The sequence below is a fragment of the Streptomyces sp. 8N114 genome, from assembly GCF_052245835.1.
GTDB lineage: Bacteria > Actinomycetota > Actinomycetes > Streptomycetales > Streptomycetaceae > Streptomyces.
The window spans coordinates 26,818-40,950 of record NZ_JBQQBT010000022.1 but is presented as its reverse complement, the minus strand read 5'-3'; the positions used below and the strand labels follow the sequence as shown (position 1 = coordinate 40,950).

Annotated in this window: 12 protein-coding genes; 1 reads left to right on the top strand and 11 read right to left on the bottom strand. The window is 71.9% G+C overall.

Annotated features, from left to right (window positions below; translation table 11 throughout):
• The 10 genes from ACTWQF_RS30000 to ACTWQF_RS29955 all read right to left on the bottom strand — a co-directional run bounded on the left by ACTWQF_RS30000 (window position 1) and on the right by ACTWQF_RS29955 (window position 11,588).
• On the bottom strand, window positions 1-693 hold the full coding sequence (locus tag ACTWQF_RS30000) for a response regulator transcription factor (protein ID WP_443282882.1): 693 nt from the start codon (window positions 691-693) through the stop codon (window positions 1-3).
• Window positions 690-2,027 carry a sensor histidine kinase gene (locus tag ACTWQF_RS29995; RefSeq protein ID WP_443282881.1) on the bottom strand — a complete coding sequence of 446 codons (1,338 nt, stop codon included), beginning with the start codon at window positions 2,025-2,027 and terminating at the stop codon, window positions 690-692. Before ACTWQF_RS29995 ends, ACTWQF_RS30000 begins: the two co-directional genes overlap by 4 nt.
• Before the next feature lie 79 nt (window positions 2,028-2,106).
• Window positions 2,107-3,423 (bottom strand): FtsX-like permease family protein, encoded by a 1,317-nt coding sequence (locus ACTWQF_RS29990; RefSeq protein WP_443282880.1) that lies wholly within the window; start codon window positions 3,421-3,423, stop codon window positions 2,107-2,109.
• Entirely contained in the window at window positions 3,420-4,322 is a 903-nt protein-coding gene (locus tag ACTWQF_RS29985; RefSeq protein WP_443282879.1) for an ABC transporter ATP-binding protein, read from the bottom strand. Before ACTWQF_RS29985 ends, ACTWQF_RS29990 begins: the two co-directional genes overlap by 4 nt.
• Window positions 4,323-4,507: 185 nt before the next feature.
• Window positions 4,508-5,653 (bottom strand): magnesium and cobalt transport protein CorA, encoded by a 1,146-nt coding sequence (locus ACTWQF_RS29980; protein WP_443282878.1) that lies wholly within the window; start codon window positions 5,651-5,653, stop codon window positions 4,508-4,510.
• Between the two features lie 140 nt (window positions 5,654-5,793).
• Window positions 5,794-5,988 (bottom strand): VOC family protein, encoded by a 195-nt coding sequence (locus tag ACTWQF_RS29975; protein WP_443282877.1) that lies wholly within the window; start codon window positions 5,986-5,988, stop codon window positions 5,794-5,796.
• A 231-nt stretch (window positions 5,989-6,219) separates the two neighbouring features.
• Window positions 6,220-7,209 carry a zinc-binding dehydrogenase gene (locus ACTWQF_RS29970; RefSeq protein ID WP_443282876.1) on the bottom strand — a complete coding sequence of 330 codons (990 nt, stop codon included), beginning with the start codon at window positions 7,207-7,209 and terminating at the stop codon, window positions 6,220-6,222.
• 153 nt (window positions 7,210-7,362) lie between these two features.
• Window positions 7,363-8,703, bottom strand: a complete 1,341-nt coding sequence (locus ACTWQF_RS29965; protein ID WP_443282875.1) for an NAD(P)/FAD-dependent oxidoreductase — start codon at window positions 8,701-8,703, stop codon at window positions 7,363-7,365.
• 194 nt (window positions 8,704-8,897) lie between these two features.
• A complete protein-coding gene (locus ACTWQF_RS29960) occupies window positions 8,898-10,988 on the bottom strand; it encodes a PhoX family protein (protein ID WP_443282874.1) in 2,091 nt (696 codons plus the stop codon).
• A gap of 309 nt (window positions 10,989-11,297) precedes the next feature.
• Window positions 11,298-11,588 (bottom strand): hypothetical protein, encoded by a 291-nt coding sequence (locus tag ACTWQF_RS29955; protein WP_443282873.1) that lies wholly within the window; start codon window positions 11,586-11,588, stop codon window positions 11,298-11,300.
• A gap of 374 nt (window positions 11,589-11,962) precedes the next feature.
• Here ACTWQF_RS29955 and metG point away from each other — a divergent pair, with 374 nt between their 5' ends.
• Window positions 11,963-13,573 carry a methionine--tRNA ligase gene (metG, locus tag ACTWQF_RS29950; RefSeq protein WP_443282872.1) on the top strand — a complete coding sequence of 537 codons (1,611 nt, stop codon included), beginning with the start codon at window positions 11,963-11,965 and terminating at the stop codon, window positions 13,571-13,573.
• A 61-nt stretch (window positions 13,574-13,634) separates the two neighbouring features.
• Here the strand turns inward: metG and ACTWQF_RS29945 are convergent, their stop codons facing one another.
• Window positions 13,635-14,081, bottom strand: coding sequence for an anthrone oxygenase family protein (locus tag ACTWQF_RS29945; protein WP_443282871.1), 447 nt, complete (start codon window positions 14,079-14,081; stop codon window positions 13,635-13,637).
• Window positions 14,082-14,133: the final 52 nt, after the last annotated feature.

Here is a 14,133-nt window from a genome sequence, read left to right as displayed (position 1 = left end):
TCAGTGCGGGTCGCCCTCCTGGCCTTCCTGGTAGCGGTCTTCCAGATAGTGCAGCACCGCCTGGACGCGGCGGTGGGTGGCCGTCGTACGCGGGATCTCCAGCTTGTCGAAGATGGTGGCCGTGTGCTTCTCCACCGCCCGCTGGGAGATGTCCATCCGGGTGGCGATGGCCGCGTTGGTGAGCCCCGCGGCCATATGCGCGAGGGTCTCGTGCTCGCGGGGGGTGAGTGCCGCGAGGGTGGGACGAGACCGCAGCAGCCGGGAGATGACGTCCGGGTCCAGCGCGGTGCCACCGGCCACCACCCGGTGCAGTGCCTCCACGAACTCGTCGACGTCCAGTACGCGGTCCTTGAGGAGATACCCGATACCGGCCGGGCCGTCCGCGAGGAGGGTGTGCGCGTAGCTGGTCTCGATGTACTGGGAGAACAGCAGGATGCCCAACCGGGGGTGACGGCGGCGCAGTTCGGCCGCAGCGCGCAGCCCCTCGTCCCGGTGCGTGGGGGGCATCCGGATGTCCGCCACGACGGCATCCGGGCGGGTACGTTCCACGGCCGCCAGCAGCGCGTCCGGGTCGCCGACCGCCGCGGCCACCTCCAGGCCCCGGTCGGTGAGCAGCCCGACCAGCCCCTCCCGTACGACGGCCGCGTCCTCGGCGATCACCAGCCGGAGTGCTGGTCCTGTCGGGGTCGTCACGTCGTCGTCTCCTGCTGTGGTGCGGCGAACTGTGCTGCGGCGAACGGCAGGCGGACCGTCGCTGTCGTCGGGCCGCCGGGCGGACTGTCGAGGGACAGTGTGCCGTCCACGGTACGTACCCGCTCGGACAGGCCCCGCAGTCCGGAGGAGCCGCCAGGTGCGGGCGGGACGGGGGTCGCCCCGCCCCGGCCGTCGTCCTCGACCACCAGCACCAGGACGCGGTCAGGGCTCTCGAGTTGTATCCAGGCGCTGACCACGATGCGTTCGGCGTCCGCGTGCCGGGCGGCGTTGGTCAGCAGCTCGGCCGCGCAGAAGTAGGCGATGGTCTCCACCGCCTCGGGCGGGCGTGGCCCGGACAGCAGTTCGGACCGCAACTCCACCCGCAGCGAAGGGGACTCGATGTCCGAGCGGAGGGACGCCAGAGCGGGGGCCAGGCCCTTGTCGAGGACGGGCGGGTGGATGCCGCGTACAAGATCGCGCAGCTCGCCCAACGCGGTACGGGCCGTGCCGAGGGACTGCTCCACCAGATCGCGGGCCTTGGCGGCGTTCGCCGGGGACGGTTCGGGCGCGCGGAGCGCCTCCTTGGCGCGGGTCAGCGCCATGGCGAGGGCGATCAGGCGGGCCTGCGCGCCGTCGTGCAGGTCGCGTTCGATACGGCGCAGGGTGGCCGCGGAGTCCCGTACGGCCAGGGCGCGGGTCTCCTCCAGATCGTGCACGCGCTCGGCCAGGTCGTCGCTGGGCGGCGGGGCGAGCAGCGTACGGGCCAGCAGCCGGACCAGCGCGGTCAGTTGGCGCCCCGCCCAGCCGGCCGCCACCAGCAGCACCAGCCCGGCGGCGGCAACGGCCATCGCCCGGGGCCAGCTGTCGAGCGGGACGGTGCCGGTGAGTTCGAGACCGTGGTGCCCGTTCTGCCACACGGCGCGGAACCACAGCGGGTACGACAGCAGCGCCAACCCGTACAGCCGCACCGGCAGTTGGACGACGAAGAGGAGCACGCCGAGGGGCGCGTTGATCACGGCGTACGCCGCGCATCTCCAGGACGCCGCGTCGTTCGCTGCCCGCAACGGGTGGGCGCGTGGCGGCGCCGGTACGTCCTCGCCGAGCAGCCCGCGCAGCAGCACCCGGTGCACGGCCGTCAGCCCGCGGACGGCCGTCAGCCCGAGGGAGAGCACCGGCAGCCCCGCGCGGGTCACGCACAGGGCCGCACCCACTGCGAGCAGCGCCAGTGCGGGGACGCCCAGCAGGGCGGGGACGACCCCTGCGAGGGCGTACGCCGCTGCTCGTCGGGCTTTCCGCGTTGCGGGGATGCCGATGAGATCGAGAGCTGCTGTCACAGTCACCATTCCCGGTTGCGGGCGGCGGTTCTTCCCCCAGCCCAGCGCAACGATTGCCCACAAACCGAAGAGGGTCCCCTCACCCCGGTGCCCGCCGCAAGTGGCCCGGCAGGGGGGCCAGAGTGGCGGCCAAGGCCAGGGCGAGCACTCCAGCCCCCGTGCCCGCCCAGGTCGTCAACGGCAGCGCGGAGAGCGAAGCTCCCGCGGCGTCGCCCAGCGGCAGCGTCACCGCGAGGGCGACGGCGACGCCCGCGCCGAAGCCGGCGCAGGTGACGGTCAGGGCCTCGGCCACCAGCATCCGCAGGACCTGCCCCGCGCCCGCGCCGACCGCGCGCAACAGTGCGACCTCGCGGCGGCGTTCGGTGCTGAGCAGCACCATGGTGTTGGCGGCGGCGAAGGCGGCGAAGGTCGCGTAGAGGACCGTCGCGAACAGGTCGACCCAGGACGGTTCGGCGACCGCTGCCAGCGCCGCCAGCTTGACCAGCGTGAACGCCACGACCAGCGCGACCGGCGTGATGGCCGACGACAGCCGCCGGGAGGTGGCGCGGGCCTGCGCGAACGCCAGCTCGGCGGCGGCTCCGCCGCCCAGCGCACGCGGCAGCGTCAACAGCCGTACCGGCACGGCCAGCAGCCGCGCTGCCGTCCGCCCGATCGCGGGCCCCGCGAACCCGACCCCGACCAGGTAGGCGAGCAGCACCAGCGGCAGATGCTCCCCCACGTCCTCGCGCGGCCCCGCGGCGGTGATCGCCGTCAGCACGGCGGCGCCGAACAGGGCGAGGACGGCACCGATGCCGCGGACGACCCCGGTGAGCGTCACCCCGCGGCGGGCGCCCGCCGCTTCGCCGAGCGCGTCCATCGGGCGGGCCCGCGCGGCGCGATGCGCGGCCAGCAGCCCGCCGAGCTGCGAGGTGACGAACAGCACGCCTGCCGCCGCGAGTGCGGGCGGCCAGCCGACGGTGAGGGGGACGCCGTGCGGCAACAGCCCGTGCGTGGCCATCCCGTCCCGCCACTCGTATGCGAGTACGCAGCCGAGTCCGTAGCCGACGGGCAGCGCGGGCAGTGCCGTGCACAGCGCCTCGGTGGCGACCGTACGCCGGATCTGCCACGGCAGCGCCCCCACAGCGCGCAGCACCGCGTTCTCCCGCGCCCGCGCGGCCACGGTGAGCGCCATGACCTGGGCGATGACGAAGACCGACAGGTAGACGGTCACCACGGTGAAGCCCGCCCCCATGGTGCTCACCGCCTCCCGCGCCTCCCCCGCCGGGATCCCGGCGGCGGTCCGCAGCATGGCGACGGAGGCGGTGACGACGGTCGCGGAGAGCACGAGCACGGAGAACACCCCGGCGAAGGCGCTGGGCCGCGCCCGCACGGAGGCCCTGGCGAGTCCGGTGGTCATACAGCCACCTCCGCCCGGTCGCCCTCCGGCGCGGCACCGGTTTCTGGGCCGGTGAGGGTCCGCATCCGCCGGGCGATGTGCGCCGCGGCCCCGCCGTCCCCCCGTAGGACGGCGGGACCCGCGCCCCCGCTGCCGAGCCCGAAAGCGCTCCCCCTGCCGCTTCCGGACCCGGCCTCCCCTATCCCGGCGGCGGCCGTGTACTCGTCCACGACCAGGCCGTCCGCCAGGAACAGCACCCGGTCGGCGTGGGCAGCCGCCGCCGGGTCGTGCGTGACCATCAGGACCGTGGCGCCCAGCTCGTCCACCGACTGCCGCAGCAGCGCCAGCACTTCCTCGGCGGTCGTCGGGTCGAGCGCCCCGGTCGGTTCGTCGGCGCAGACGACCTCCGGTTCGGTGACCAGCGCCCGCGCGAGGGCGACGCGCTGCTGCTGGCCGCCGGAGAGTTCGGCGGGACGGCGGTGGGCGCGGTCGGCGAGACCGACGCGGGCCAGCGCGTCCCGGGCCGCGGTGCGGGCCCGGCGGGTGCCGGTGCCCGCCAGCCGCAGCGGGAGCCCCACGTTCTGCTCCGCGGTCAGCGCGGGCAGCAGGTTGAAGGACTGGAAGACGAAGCCGATCCGCTCCCGGCGCAGCCGGGTGAGGGCGCGGCGGCCCATCCGCGTCAGCTCCTGGCCCCCGATCCGTACGTTGCCCCGGGTCGGCCGGTCCAGGCCGACAGCGCACTGCAAGAGGGTGCTCTTGCCCGATCCCGAGGGCCCCATCACCGCCGTGAAGCTGCCCCGTGCCAGCTCCACGTCGACACCGCGCAGCGCGTCTACGGCGCCCCGGCGCCGCCCGTAGCGCCGGGTCACTCCGGTCAGCACCAGTGCGGCGGGCGGCCGTTCGTTGTCTGCGTTCACCATGCCGACGACGCTACGGAATCGCAGGTCACCCGCGCGATGGAGCCCGCACCCGGATCCAGGGTTCGGGATTTCCGAACCGCGCCCCGTCAGGGGCGCGGGGAACTGCGCGCTCAGCCACAACCCACCCGCAGCCTGCCGGAGCCGGCAAGGGGCTCCCCCTCACGCGCCCCCTCACCAGCCCAGGTTCACAACCAGCCATTCCTCCGGAACGCGCGGTACATGGCCACGCAGGTGGCGGTGATGACGACGAGGGTCAGCGGATAGCCGAGCGGCGAGCGCAGCTCGGGCATGTGGTCGAAGTTCATCCCGTAGATGCCGCACACCATCGTCGGGACCGCGACGATGGCAACCCAGGCACTGATCTTGCGCATGCCCTCGTTCTGGGCTGTGGAGACCTGCGCCAGATGGGCCTGGAGGATCGAGTCGAGGAGCGCCTCGAAGGAGGCGATCTGCTCGGTGACGCGGGCCAAGTGGTCGGCGACGTCCCGGAAGTACTTGCGTATCTCGGGGTCGATGAGGCGGTTGGGTCGGTCGGACAGCAACTCCAGCGGCCGGGCCAACGGCAGGGTGGCGCGCTTGAGTTCGAGCAGCTCGCGTTTGAGCTGGTAGATACGGCCGGTGCCGGACAGCCCGCCGCTGCTGCTTCCTCCGGAGGGGGTCTCGGAGGCGAAGACATCGCTCTCCAGGGCGTCGATGTCGGTCTGCACCTCGTCCGCGACCAGCAGATAGTCGTCCACGACGTGGTCGGCGATCGCGTGCAGCACGGCCGCCGGGCCCTGTGCCAGCCGCTCCGGCTCGGTCTCCAGCGCCTCGCGCAGCGGGCCGAGGGAGCCGTGCCGGCCGTGCCGTACGGTGATCACGAAGTCGGCGCCGGTGAAGACGACGATCTCGCCGGTGTCCACCACCTCGCTGGTGGCGGTCAGCTTCTCGTGCTCCACGTAGGTGACCGTCTTGAAGACGGCGTACATCATGTCGCCGCCGAACCACTCGGCCTTCGGTCGCTGGTGCGGCTCCAGGGCGTTCTCCACGGCGAGCGGGTGCAGCCCGAACAGCTCGGTGATGCCCTCGAACTCGGCCTCCGTCGGCTCGTGCAGACCGATCCAGACGAAGCCGCCCCCTTCGCGGCTGCTCCCGCCCTTGCGGACGCAGGCCAGCGCGTCCGCGATACCGCACTCCGCCATCAGCCGCGTGCCCTCGCGGTCGTAGGCGACGCAGCTCACAACGGAGGTGCCCAGCGGCGAGCGCGCCGGATGCGACAGGTCCACCCCCGGACGCGACGCGCGTGGCCGCACCACTCTGCGCAGGCTGCGCACCACCGGCACCGTGGGCATGCGGGCTCCTCAGACTTCTCGTCGTTCCTTGCTCTCCCCCAACTGTGCCCGGATTCCCCCACCGAATGCGTGCCCCCACGCGGCCACCGGGTCGTTTCGGAACAAGAGCAGGCATTCCGGAACCTTGCATTCCAGGACACTCATTGCAGGAAGACACAGAAGGGATGGCCCGCCGGATCGAGCAGCACCCGGACGTCGTCCTGCGGCTGCTCCGGCGCGAGCGTGGCCCCCGCGGCGACGGCCTCCCGCACCGCCGCCGCGAGATCCGGTACCAGCAGATCCAGGTGCAGCATCTTCTGCCGGCTGCCGGGCTCCTCGGGCCAGACCGGCGGCACGTCTTCCCCGGCCGGGCGGACTTACGGCGCCAGGTCTTGCCCCGCGGATCTTGTGTACCCGGCACGGGGGCTGCGCTTGCCCACCCTGCGCCCTGGGGGTACCCCCTGCTCGAAGAGCTTGGGGGAGCAGACTGCCCAAGCTTCGCAGGGAGACGCGCCCCGTCAGGGGCGCGGGGGACTGCGCGACAAGCCACAACGCGCCTGCAGTCTGCAGGTGTCGGGCAGGCCCCCCTACGGGATCAGGACGACCTTCCCCGTCGTCTCCCGCTGTTCGAGGGCCTTGTGGGCCTGGGCGGCGTCGGAGAGGGGGAAGGGGTGGGTGGTGTGGGAGAAGACACCGGCGGCGGTACGGGCGAGGGCCTCGGCACGGTAGGCGGGGGTGCGCTCGGGGTGGGCGAGCAGGGCACCCAGCGCGTCCACGTGTGTGACGGCGCGGGCCGCGAGCTCGTCGGGGGAGGGGAGGAACGGGGTACCGGAAATGGCGCCGTACGTCACGAAGCGGCCGCCCGCGCCGAGCAGTCCGAATGCGGTGCGGGCCTTCTCGCCGCCGACCCCGTCCAGTACGGCGGTGAGGGTGCGGCCCCCACCCGGCCCGGCCAGCCAGTCGGCAACCGTCCGCTGCCAGTCGGGCAGGTTGTAGTCGACGGCCAGGTCGGCACCCAGTTCGCGGACGGCCGCCGCCTTCGCGGGGCCGCCGGCGGCGCCGATCACCACCGCGCCCAGCGCGTGGAAGTGCTGCACCAGGAGCCGTCCCATGCCGCCGGCCGCGGAGTTGACCAGCACCACGTCCTGCGTCCCCCACTCCGCCTGGGCGAGCACGCCGACCGTCGTCCCGCCCGTCACCACCGCCGCGACGGCGGCCTCGTGGCCAAGGTTGGCGGGCCGCTCCAGCAGCTCCGTGACATCAGCGAGGGCGAGCTCCGCGTAGCCGCCGGGGGTGCCGCTCGCGGTCACCACGTCGCGGCCCAGCCAGCCCGGGTCGACGTCGGGGCCGACCGCGTCGACGGCGCCGGAGACCTCGCCGCCGAACACGGCGGGCAGTTCGGGCAGCGGTGGTACGAGCCCCTCGGTCACCCCGGCCCGCAGGACGGTCTCGATGGCATGGACCCCGGCGGCGCGGACGGCGATCCGCACCTGTCCCGGGCCCGGTTCGGGGTCGGGCAGTGTCTCGTAACGGAGGTTCTCGGCGGGGCCGAACGTGTGCAGGACGACGGCGTGCATGGTGGTGCCTTCCGGCTCGGGGCTCTCACTGGCTGCGAGATCCCCACCCTCCGACTTCAACCTCACTTCAAGTCAAGGCTCAGCGGCCACCACGGGAGAACGCGCGGACGATCTCCCGGATGACGGCGCCGACCACGGTGCGGAAGAACCACCTCATGGCGTCAGCTCCCGGGCTCGTTCCTGAGTGAGGTAGGCATCCGTGGCCTCCATGTCCTGGAGGGTGGCGGGGCGGCGGGAGAGGAAGCCGGTGCGCAGGAAGTCGTCCCCGGTCAGAGCGTTGAGGTTCCAGTTCGCCACCGTGCGGGCCTTCGCGGTGAAGGTGGGCAGCGCCATCAGGTGGTAGCCGCGCGCGATGACCTGCGCGCGGAACCCGGAGAACTCGTACCCGAGCGGGCGGGCCACCGCGTCCGTGCCGCCGAGGTCCACCACAAGACCGAGGTCCTTGTGCCGGTAGGGCGTCATGGGCTCGCCCCGCAGCGCGGCGATCAGATTGCGGGCCATGTGCTTGCCCTGGCGGCTGGCGTGCTGTGCGGTGGGCGGGCACACCGCGCCGCCGACCTTCGTCAGATCGGGTACGGCTGCCGCGTCGCCCAGCGCGTACACGCCCGGATGGCCCGGCACCGTGAAGTCGGCGTTGACGACCAGCCGCCCCTTGATCGTCTCCGCGTCCAGGGTGCCGATCAGCGGGCTGGCGGCGACGCCTGCCGTCCAGATCAGGGTGCGGGAGGGCAGCACCCGGTTGTCGGTCAGCGTGATCCGCCGCTCCTCGGCCTTGGCCACGGAGACACCCAGCGAGACATCGGTGCCGCGCTCGCGCAGGATCTGCTGGGCACGCCGCCCCAGCTTCGTGCCGAGCTCCGGCATCAGCTTGGGCGCGATGTCCAGCAGATGCCATTTGATCAGGTCGGGATCGAGCCGCGGATAGCGCTTTGCGGCGGAGTTGGTGAGCCGCTGGAGGCAGGCGACGGTCTCGGTGCCCGCGTAGCCGCCGCCGACCACGACGAACTGCAACCGCTCCTTCTGCTCCTGCGCGTTGGTGGTGGCCGCCGCCAGATCGAGCTGGGCGATCACATGGTCGCGGATGTAGGCGGCCTCGGCGAGCGTCTTCATGCCGCGTGCCTGCTCGTCGAGTCCGGGGATGTCGAAGCTGCGGGTGACGCTGCCGGGGGTGAGGATCAGCCGGTCATAGCGCTGGTTGACGGTCTCGCCGCTGATGAGCCGGACCACGCACATCTTCCCGTGCGGATCGATCCCGATCACCATGCCGGGGACGATGGAGGTCCTGCGCAGCAGCCTGCGCAGCGGCGGCGCGACCGACTGCGGGGTGAGCACCCCGGCCGCGACCTGGGGGAGCAGGGGGAGATAGAGCTCGTAGCTGGCGGGGGTGACGAGACTGATCTCCGCCTCTTCGGGCCGCAGACCACGCTCCAGTCCGCGTGCGCACTCGACCCCGGCGAAGCCGCCGCCGACGATCAGAATCCTGGTTCGCTCCATGGCTGCACCCGCAATGCCTGGGGGTCCCCGGCCGGAGGCTGGGGGAGCTTTCGGCCCTCTTGTCCTTGTTGTCACCCTCGCACGGGCCCAGGGGAGTCGCCACCGCGCAGTTTCCCGCAGCAGGCGGGCCCCGCCGGTCACCGCCGACGGGGCCCGCCCTCACGCTTCGCGACGGTACGTCGCGGTCCTGCACCTCACCGTCCGACTTCGGAGCCGTCCTTCGGCCAGACGGCCACCACCGCGGGGCGGACATATGTGCCCGGTCCGTCCGGCCAGGTGGAGGCGGGCTTCTCGACCGAGGCGCCGTCCACCTCCCCGGGGTGCTGCACGCAGACCAGCACCCGGCGGTCCTGCACCACCGGTCCGCAGGTCTCGGCGCCCGTCGGGACGGTCAGGAACTGCCTCACCTCACCGCGCCGCGATCCGGCCGTGGCCACGCCGAACAGCCCGTCGTGCGAGCCCAGCTGGTTGCCGTCCGTGGACAGCCACAGGTTGCCGAACGCGTCGAAGGTGACGTTGTCCGGGCAGGAGATCGGGCTGACCTGGTCCTTGGGGAAGCCGCCGAAGTAGGTGCCCGGGTCCTCCGGGTCGCCGCAGACCAGGAAGAGCCGCCAGGAGAAGGTCCGCGAGGTGGGGTTGTTGCCGCGCTCGGCGAGCTCCAGCACCTGCCCGTGCTTGTTGGCGTTGCGCGGGTTGGCCTCGTCGGGCCCCGGCTTGCCGTCCTTGCCGCGGTCGGTGTTGTTGGTCAGCGCCACATACACTCGGCCGGTGCGCGGGCTGGCCTCGACGTCCTCGGGGCGGTCCATCTTGGTGGCGCCCGCCTTGTCGGCGGCCAGCCGTGTGAAGACGTACACCTCCTCGGCCGTCATGCCCTCGACGAACGACTTGTCGCCGCTGGCCAGCGGGAGCCACCGGCCGGTGCCGTCGAACTCGCCGTCCTCGGGCAGCGTGCCCTTTCCGTCGATCTCCTCGGCCGGGCTGTCGCCGGTCAGCTTGGCGACGTAGAGGGTGCCCTCGTCCAGCAGGGACATGTTGTGGCGGCGGTCCTCGGCGCTTGTCCCGCGGCGCATCGTCTTCTTGGAGACGAACTTGTAGAAGTAGTCGAAGCGCTCGTCGTCGCCCATGTAGACGACCGCGTGCCCGTCCGAGGACAGCCGCGGCTGGGCCGCCTCGTGCTTGAAGCGGCCGAGCGCGGTGTGCTTGCGGGGCGTGGAGTCGGGGTCGTACGGGTCAAGCTCGATCACCCAGCCGAAGCGGTGCACCTCGTTCGGCTCCTTGGTGAGGTCGAACCGCTCGTCGAACTCCTCCCAGCGCCGCTCGCTGGCCCCGCCCACCACGCCGTACCGCTTGAGGGTGGCGGCGCGCTCGGGGTCGGTCACCTTCTCCGCGTTGGCGAAGTACTGGTTGAAGTTCTCCTCGCCGGAGAGCACCGTGCCCCAGGGGGTGGTGCCGCCCGAGCAGTTGTTGAGCGTGCCCAGCACCCGGCGCCCGCGCGGGTCGGCCTTGGTGCGCAGCAGCGCGCCGCCCGCGGCCGGCCCGGTGACCTCGAACGGGGTGGTGGCGGTGATCCGCCGGTTGAGCGGGTGGCGGGGTACGGCACGCAGCGCGCCCGTACGCTCCTGGCCGGCCACGGCGACGACGGACAGGCCGTGCGCCGCCCAGGCGATCTCGACCTGCTCGCGGGTGGGCTTCTCCGGGTCGTACCCGGCGAACATCAGCACCTCGTCCGTGTACTCGTGGTTGGCCACCAGGAGCTGGTCGGCGCCTTGGCCGCGCTGCTGCGAGGACAGCGGCAGCAGCGTGAGGAAGTCGTTGTTGTAGCCGAACTGTCCCGCCTGCGCCTTGGCGCTCTGCCGCTCGGGGTCGAAGTCCGGCGCCCCGCGCAGGATGGGCTCGCCCCAGCGGATGACGATGTTCTGGCCGTACCCCTCGGGGACGGTGACCTTGTCCGCGGTGTTCGGCGCGACCGGCTCGAACCGCAGGCCCTTGGCCGGCCGGCCGCCCGCCTTGTCGCCCTTGGCGGCCGGTACGGCGGCCGACGCGGTCCCGGAACCGGAGCCGGGACCGGTGACCCCGGTGCCCACGGCCGTGGCGGCGACACCGACGACGGCACCGGCGCGCAGCACCGACCGGCGCGAGAGGGCCCGGGCGATGACGTCGCCTGCGTACTCGTTGGAGCTGGTGTTGGGCACCTCATGGAAGCAGGCGTCGCCGCAGCGGTAGCGGCAGGTCATCGCTGATCTTCCCGTGGGGTGCGAAGTGAGCAGCGGCAGCGGCTTTCGCATCGTCGTTCCTCCGGTCTGTGCGCGGTATGCGCGGTGTGCGCGATGGCGCGGTGTGCGCTTGTACGCCGTACGCCGCCGTGACGCTAGGCGCACGGATGCGCGAAGGAACGACCTCAGGGTGAACCCCGGGTGAACACGCGATCACCCGCGAAGCCTGAGAGCCGTGCTCGTCCGCTTGTGCCGGTAAGGCGGCGCTCCTGCCCGAAGCACGCGGACTGCGGGTGGGGCGTGGCCGGTCGCGAAGTTCCCCGCGCCCCTGTCGGGGCGCATCCCCTTCGCTTGGGAGCCCTTCCTTCCGCCGGACACGGCTCAGGGCCTGGGGGCACCTTCCGGCCGGAGGCTGGGGGAGCCCTCGCCCCGGCCCGTGGCCGCGCACTCCTCGTCGTCGAAAGCCACCCGCATGGCCTCCGCGTGGGCGATCGTCTCGCCGATCCACTCCGGGGCGAGCGAGGTCTTCGCATAGTCACGGGCGCAGGGCAGGCAGGCGTACGCGCTGCCGCCGGGCCCGGAGCCCGTCTCGATGATCGCGATCAGGGCGCGGTGCCGCACCGGCAGATCGCAGCGGCAACACGTACCGGGGTTGGGCCCCTCGGACTGCACGCCGCCACCTCCTTCGCCGTCACTGTCGTCGCTCGACCGCCACATTGCACACGACGCACCCGGCGCATCACCGTGCGTCGCCCCCCGTCGGCGGGGCGGCATTGCCGCAGCCAGCGTCCCCGTCAAGGGGCCAACGCTTTGCCCAGGCCGCATCGTGCCCGCGTCGCGGCGGTAATTGAGCGTTCGTCGCCGTCTGAGTGCACGCATGTAGCCGAACGATGACCGTTGTTCTTCGGCTGCGACGGCCCCCACCAGGAGTGACCGATCGCTCGGCACCTTGACGCTCCGTGGCCGGGAGGGTGGAAACACCGACGGGAAACCCGGCGGGAAAACCGGCGGGAAAACGGATGGCACACGGCCGATAGGATTCGGGTATGGCGGCCACTGGATCAGAGCAGGCGGGCACCGAGGCGTACTACGTCTCGACCCCCATTTACTACGTGAACGACGCTCCCCACCTGGGCCACGCCTATACGACCGTCGCAGGCGACGTGCTCACCCGCTGGCACCGTCAGCGCGGCGAGAAGGTGTGGTACCTCACCGGCACGGACGAGCACGGTCAGAAGATCATGCGCACCGCCGAGGCCAACGGGGTCAGTCCGGGCGAGTGGTGCGACAAGCTTGTCGAGGAGTCGTGGAAGCCCCTCTGGAAGCACCTGCAGATCGCGAACGACGACTTCATCCGCACCACGGAGAAGCGGCACACCGACCGCGTCCAGGAGTTCGTCCAGGACCTGTACGACCGCGGTGAGATCTACCAGGGCGGCTACGAGGGCCCGTACTGCGTGCCCTGCGAGGAGTACAAGACCTACGGCGAACTCCTCGACGGCGAGGGCGAGTACGCGGGACAGAAGCTGTGTCCCATCCACAAGAAGCCCGTGGAGATGCTCCAGGAGGAGAACTACTTCTTCAAGCTCTCCGCCTACGGCGAGAAGCTGCTGGAGCACTACGAGGCGCACCCGGAGTTCATCCAGCCCGAGTCGGCGCGCAACGAGGTCATGCAGTTCGTCCGGCAGGGCCTGGAGGATCTGTCGATCTCCCGCTCCACCTTCGACTGGGGCATCAAGATCCCGTGGGATGACAAGCACGTCATCTACGTATGGGTCGACGCGCTGCTCAACTACGCCACCGCTGTCGGCTACGGCTCGGACCCGGAGAAGTTCGGCTCGACCTTCCCGGCGGATGTGCACCTGGTCGGGAAGGACATCCTCCGCTTCCATGCGGTGATCTGGCCCGCGATGCTGATGGCCAACGGGCTGCCGCTGCCCAAGCGGGTGGTCGCCAACGGCTGGCTGATGGTCGGCGGCGAGAAGATGTCCAAGTCCAACCTGACGGGCATCTCGCCGCACGAGCTGACGGACCACTTCGGTGTGGACGCCTACCGCTGGTACTTCCTGCGCGCCATCGCCTTCGGCCAGGACGGCTCCTTCTCCTGGGAGGACTTCTCGGCCCGCTACACCAGCGAGCTCGCCAACGACTACGGCAACCTGGCCTCGCGGGTGGCCGCCATGGTCGGCAAGTACTTCGACGGTGCCCTGCCCGAGGCCCTGGCGCACGGCGAGGCCGAGCAGGCCATCGCGGACGGCCTGGCCAAGGCGGTGCGCGAGGCGGACGAGCGGATCGGCGAGCAGCTCGACTTCGCGGGCGGCATCGCCGCGATCTTCGACTTCATCAAGCAGGTCAACGGCTACCTCACCGAGCAGGCGCCGTGGAAGGTCGCCAAGGACGCCTCGGCCGAGGCCCAGGCCCGTCTCGCCACGATCCTCTACACCGCAGCGGAGGCGCTGCGCGCTTGTGCGGTTCTGCTCAATCCGGTGATGCCCGAGTCCAGCGCCAAGCTCTGGGAGACCCTCGGCGCCGGGCCGGCCCTTGGCCGGTTGGCCGAGCAGCGCATCGTGGACGCCGCGCAGTGGGGGCGCCTCCCTGTCGGTGCCACCGTCACCAAGGGTGCGGCCCTCTTCCCGAGGCTGGAAGAGCCCAAGTAAGGCGCCGGTGAGGGGGTGCCCCTGCCCGCAGCATGCGGGGCGCGCCCCCTCCCGCGGCGCTTCACGCCAGGCCGACGACCATCAGGGCGAAGGCCGTGACGATGACACCGATGCGCACATAGTGGAACCGGTCCCAGCGGCCGATCTGCTGCTTCCAGTCCGCCGGAACGCTCTCCGGGGTCCACCGGGCGCCGCGGGAGGCGATCGGGACCAGCAGGACGATGGACATCAGCACGCTCAGGACGAGCAGGGCCGTGGCCGCGGTGACGAGGCCCGCCGCCGCGCCGCCCCAGGCGAGCGCGGCCCACAGCACACCGAGCACGACCGAGCCGATGTACCAGACCGGCATCACCTTGCCGAGGACCCGGGCCCCGTCGCTGCGGCCCGCAAGGCCGCCGTTGTCAGGCAGCCGGTCGAGGATCGGGTTGAAGAAGACCCCCACCGCGAACTCCACGCCCACCAGCAGACCGACGACCACGACCGTGACAACAGCCAGTGCGTTCTCCATGTCCCCTCCCAGGGTTCCCGGAAGCCGTTCCTCCCGGCAGCTCTTCCTAGCA

Bases quoted from the DNA above. Each gene is read 5' to 3' on its own strand.
- ACTWQF_RS29990 (WP_443282880.1), bottom strand. From the start codon at position 3,423: ATGACCACCGGACTCGCCAGGGCCTCCGTGCGGGCGCGGCCCAGCGCC.
- ACTWQF_RS29985 (WP_443282879.1), bottom strand. From the start codon at position 4,322: ATGGTGAACGCAGACAACGAACGGCCGCCCGCCGCACTGGTGCTGACC.
- ACTWQF_RS29980 (WP_443282878.1), bottom strand. From the start codon at position 5,653: ATGCCCACGGTGCCGGTGGTGCGCAGCCTGCGCAGAGTGGTGCGGCCA.
- ACTWQF_RS29970 (WP_443282876.1), bottom strand. From the start codon at position 7,209: ATGCACGCCGTCGTCCTGCACACGTTCGGCCCCGCCGAGAACCTCCGT.
- ACTWQF_RS29965 (WP_443282875.1), bottom strand. From the start codon at position 8,703: ATGGAGCGAACCAGGATTCTGATCGTCGGCGGCGGCTTCGCCGGGGTC.
- ACTWQF_RS29960 (WP_443282874.1), bottom strand. From the start codon at position 10,988: ATGCGAAAGCCGCTGCCGCTGCTCACTTCGCACCCCACGGGAAGATCA.
- metG (WP_443282872.1), top strand. From the start codon at position 11,963: ATGGCGGCCACTGGATCAGAGCAGGCGGGCACCGAGGCGTACTACGTC.
- ACTWQF_RS29945 (WP_443282871.1), bottom strand. From the start codon at position 14,081: ATGGAGAACGCACTGGCTGTTGTCACGGTCGTGGTCGTCGGTCTGCTG.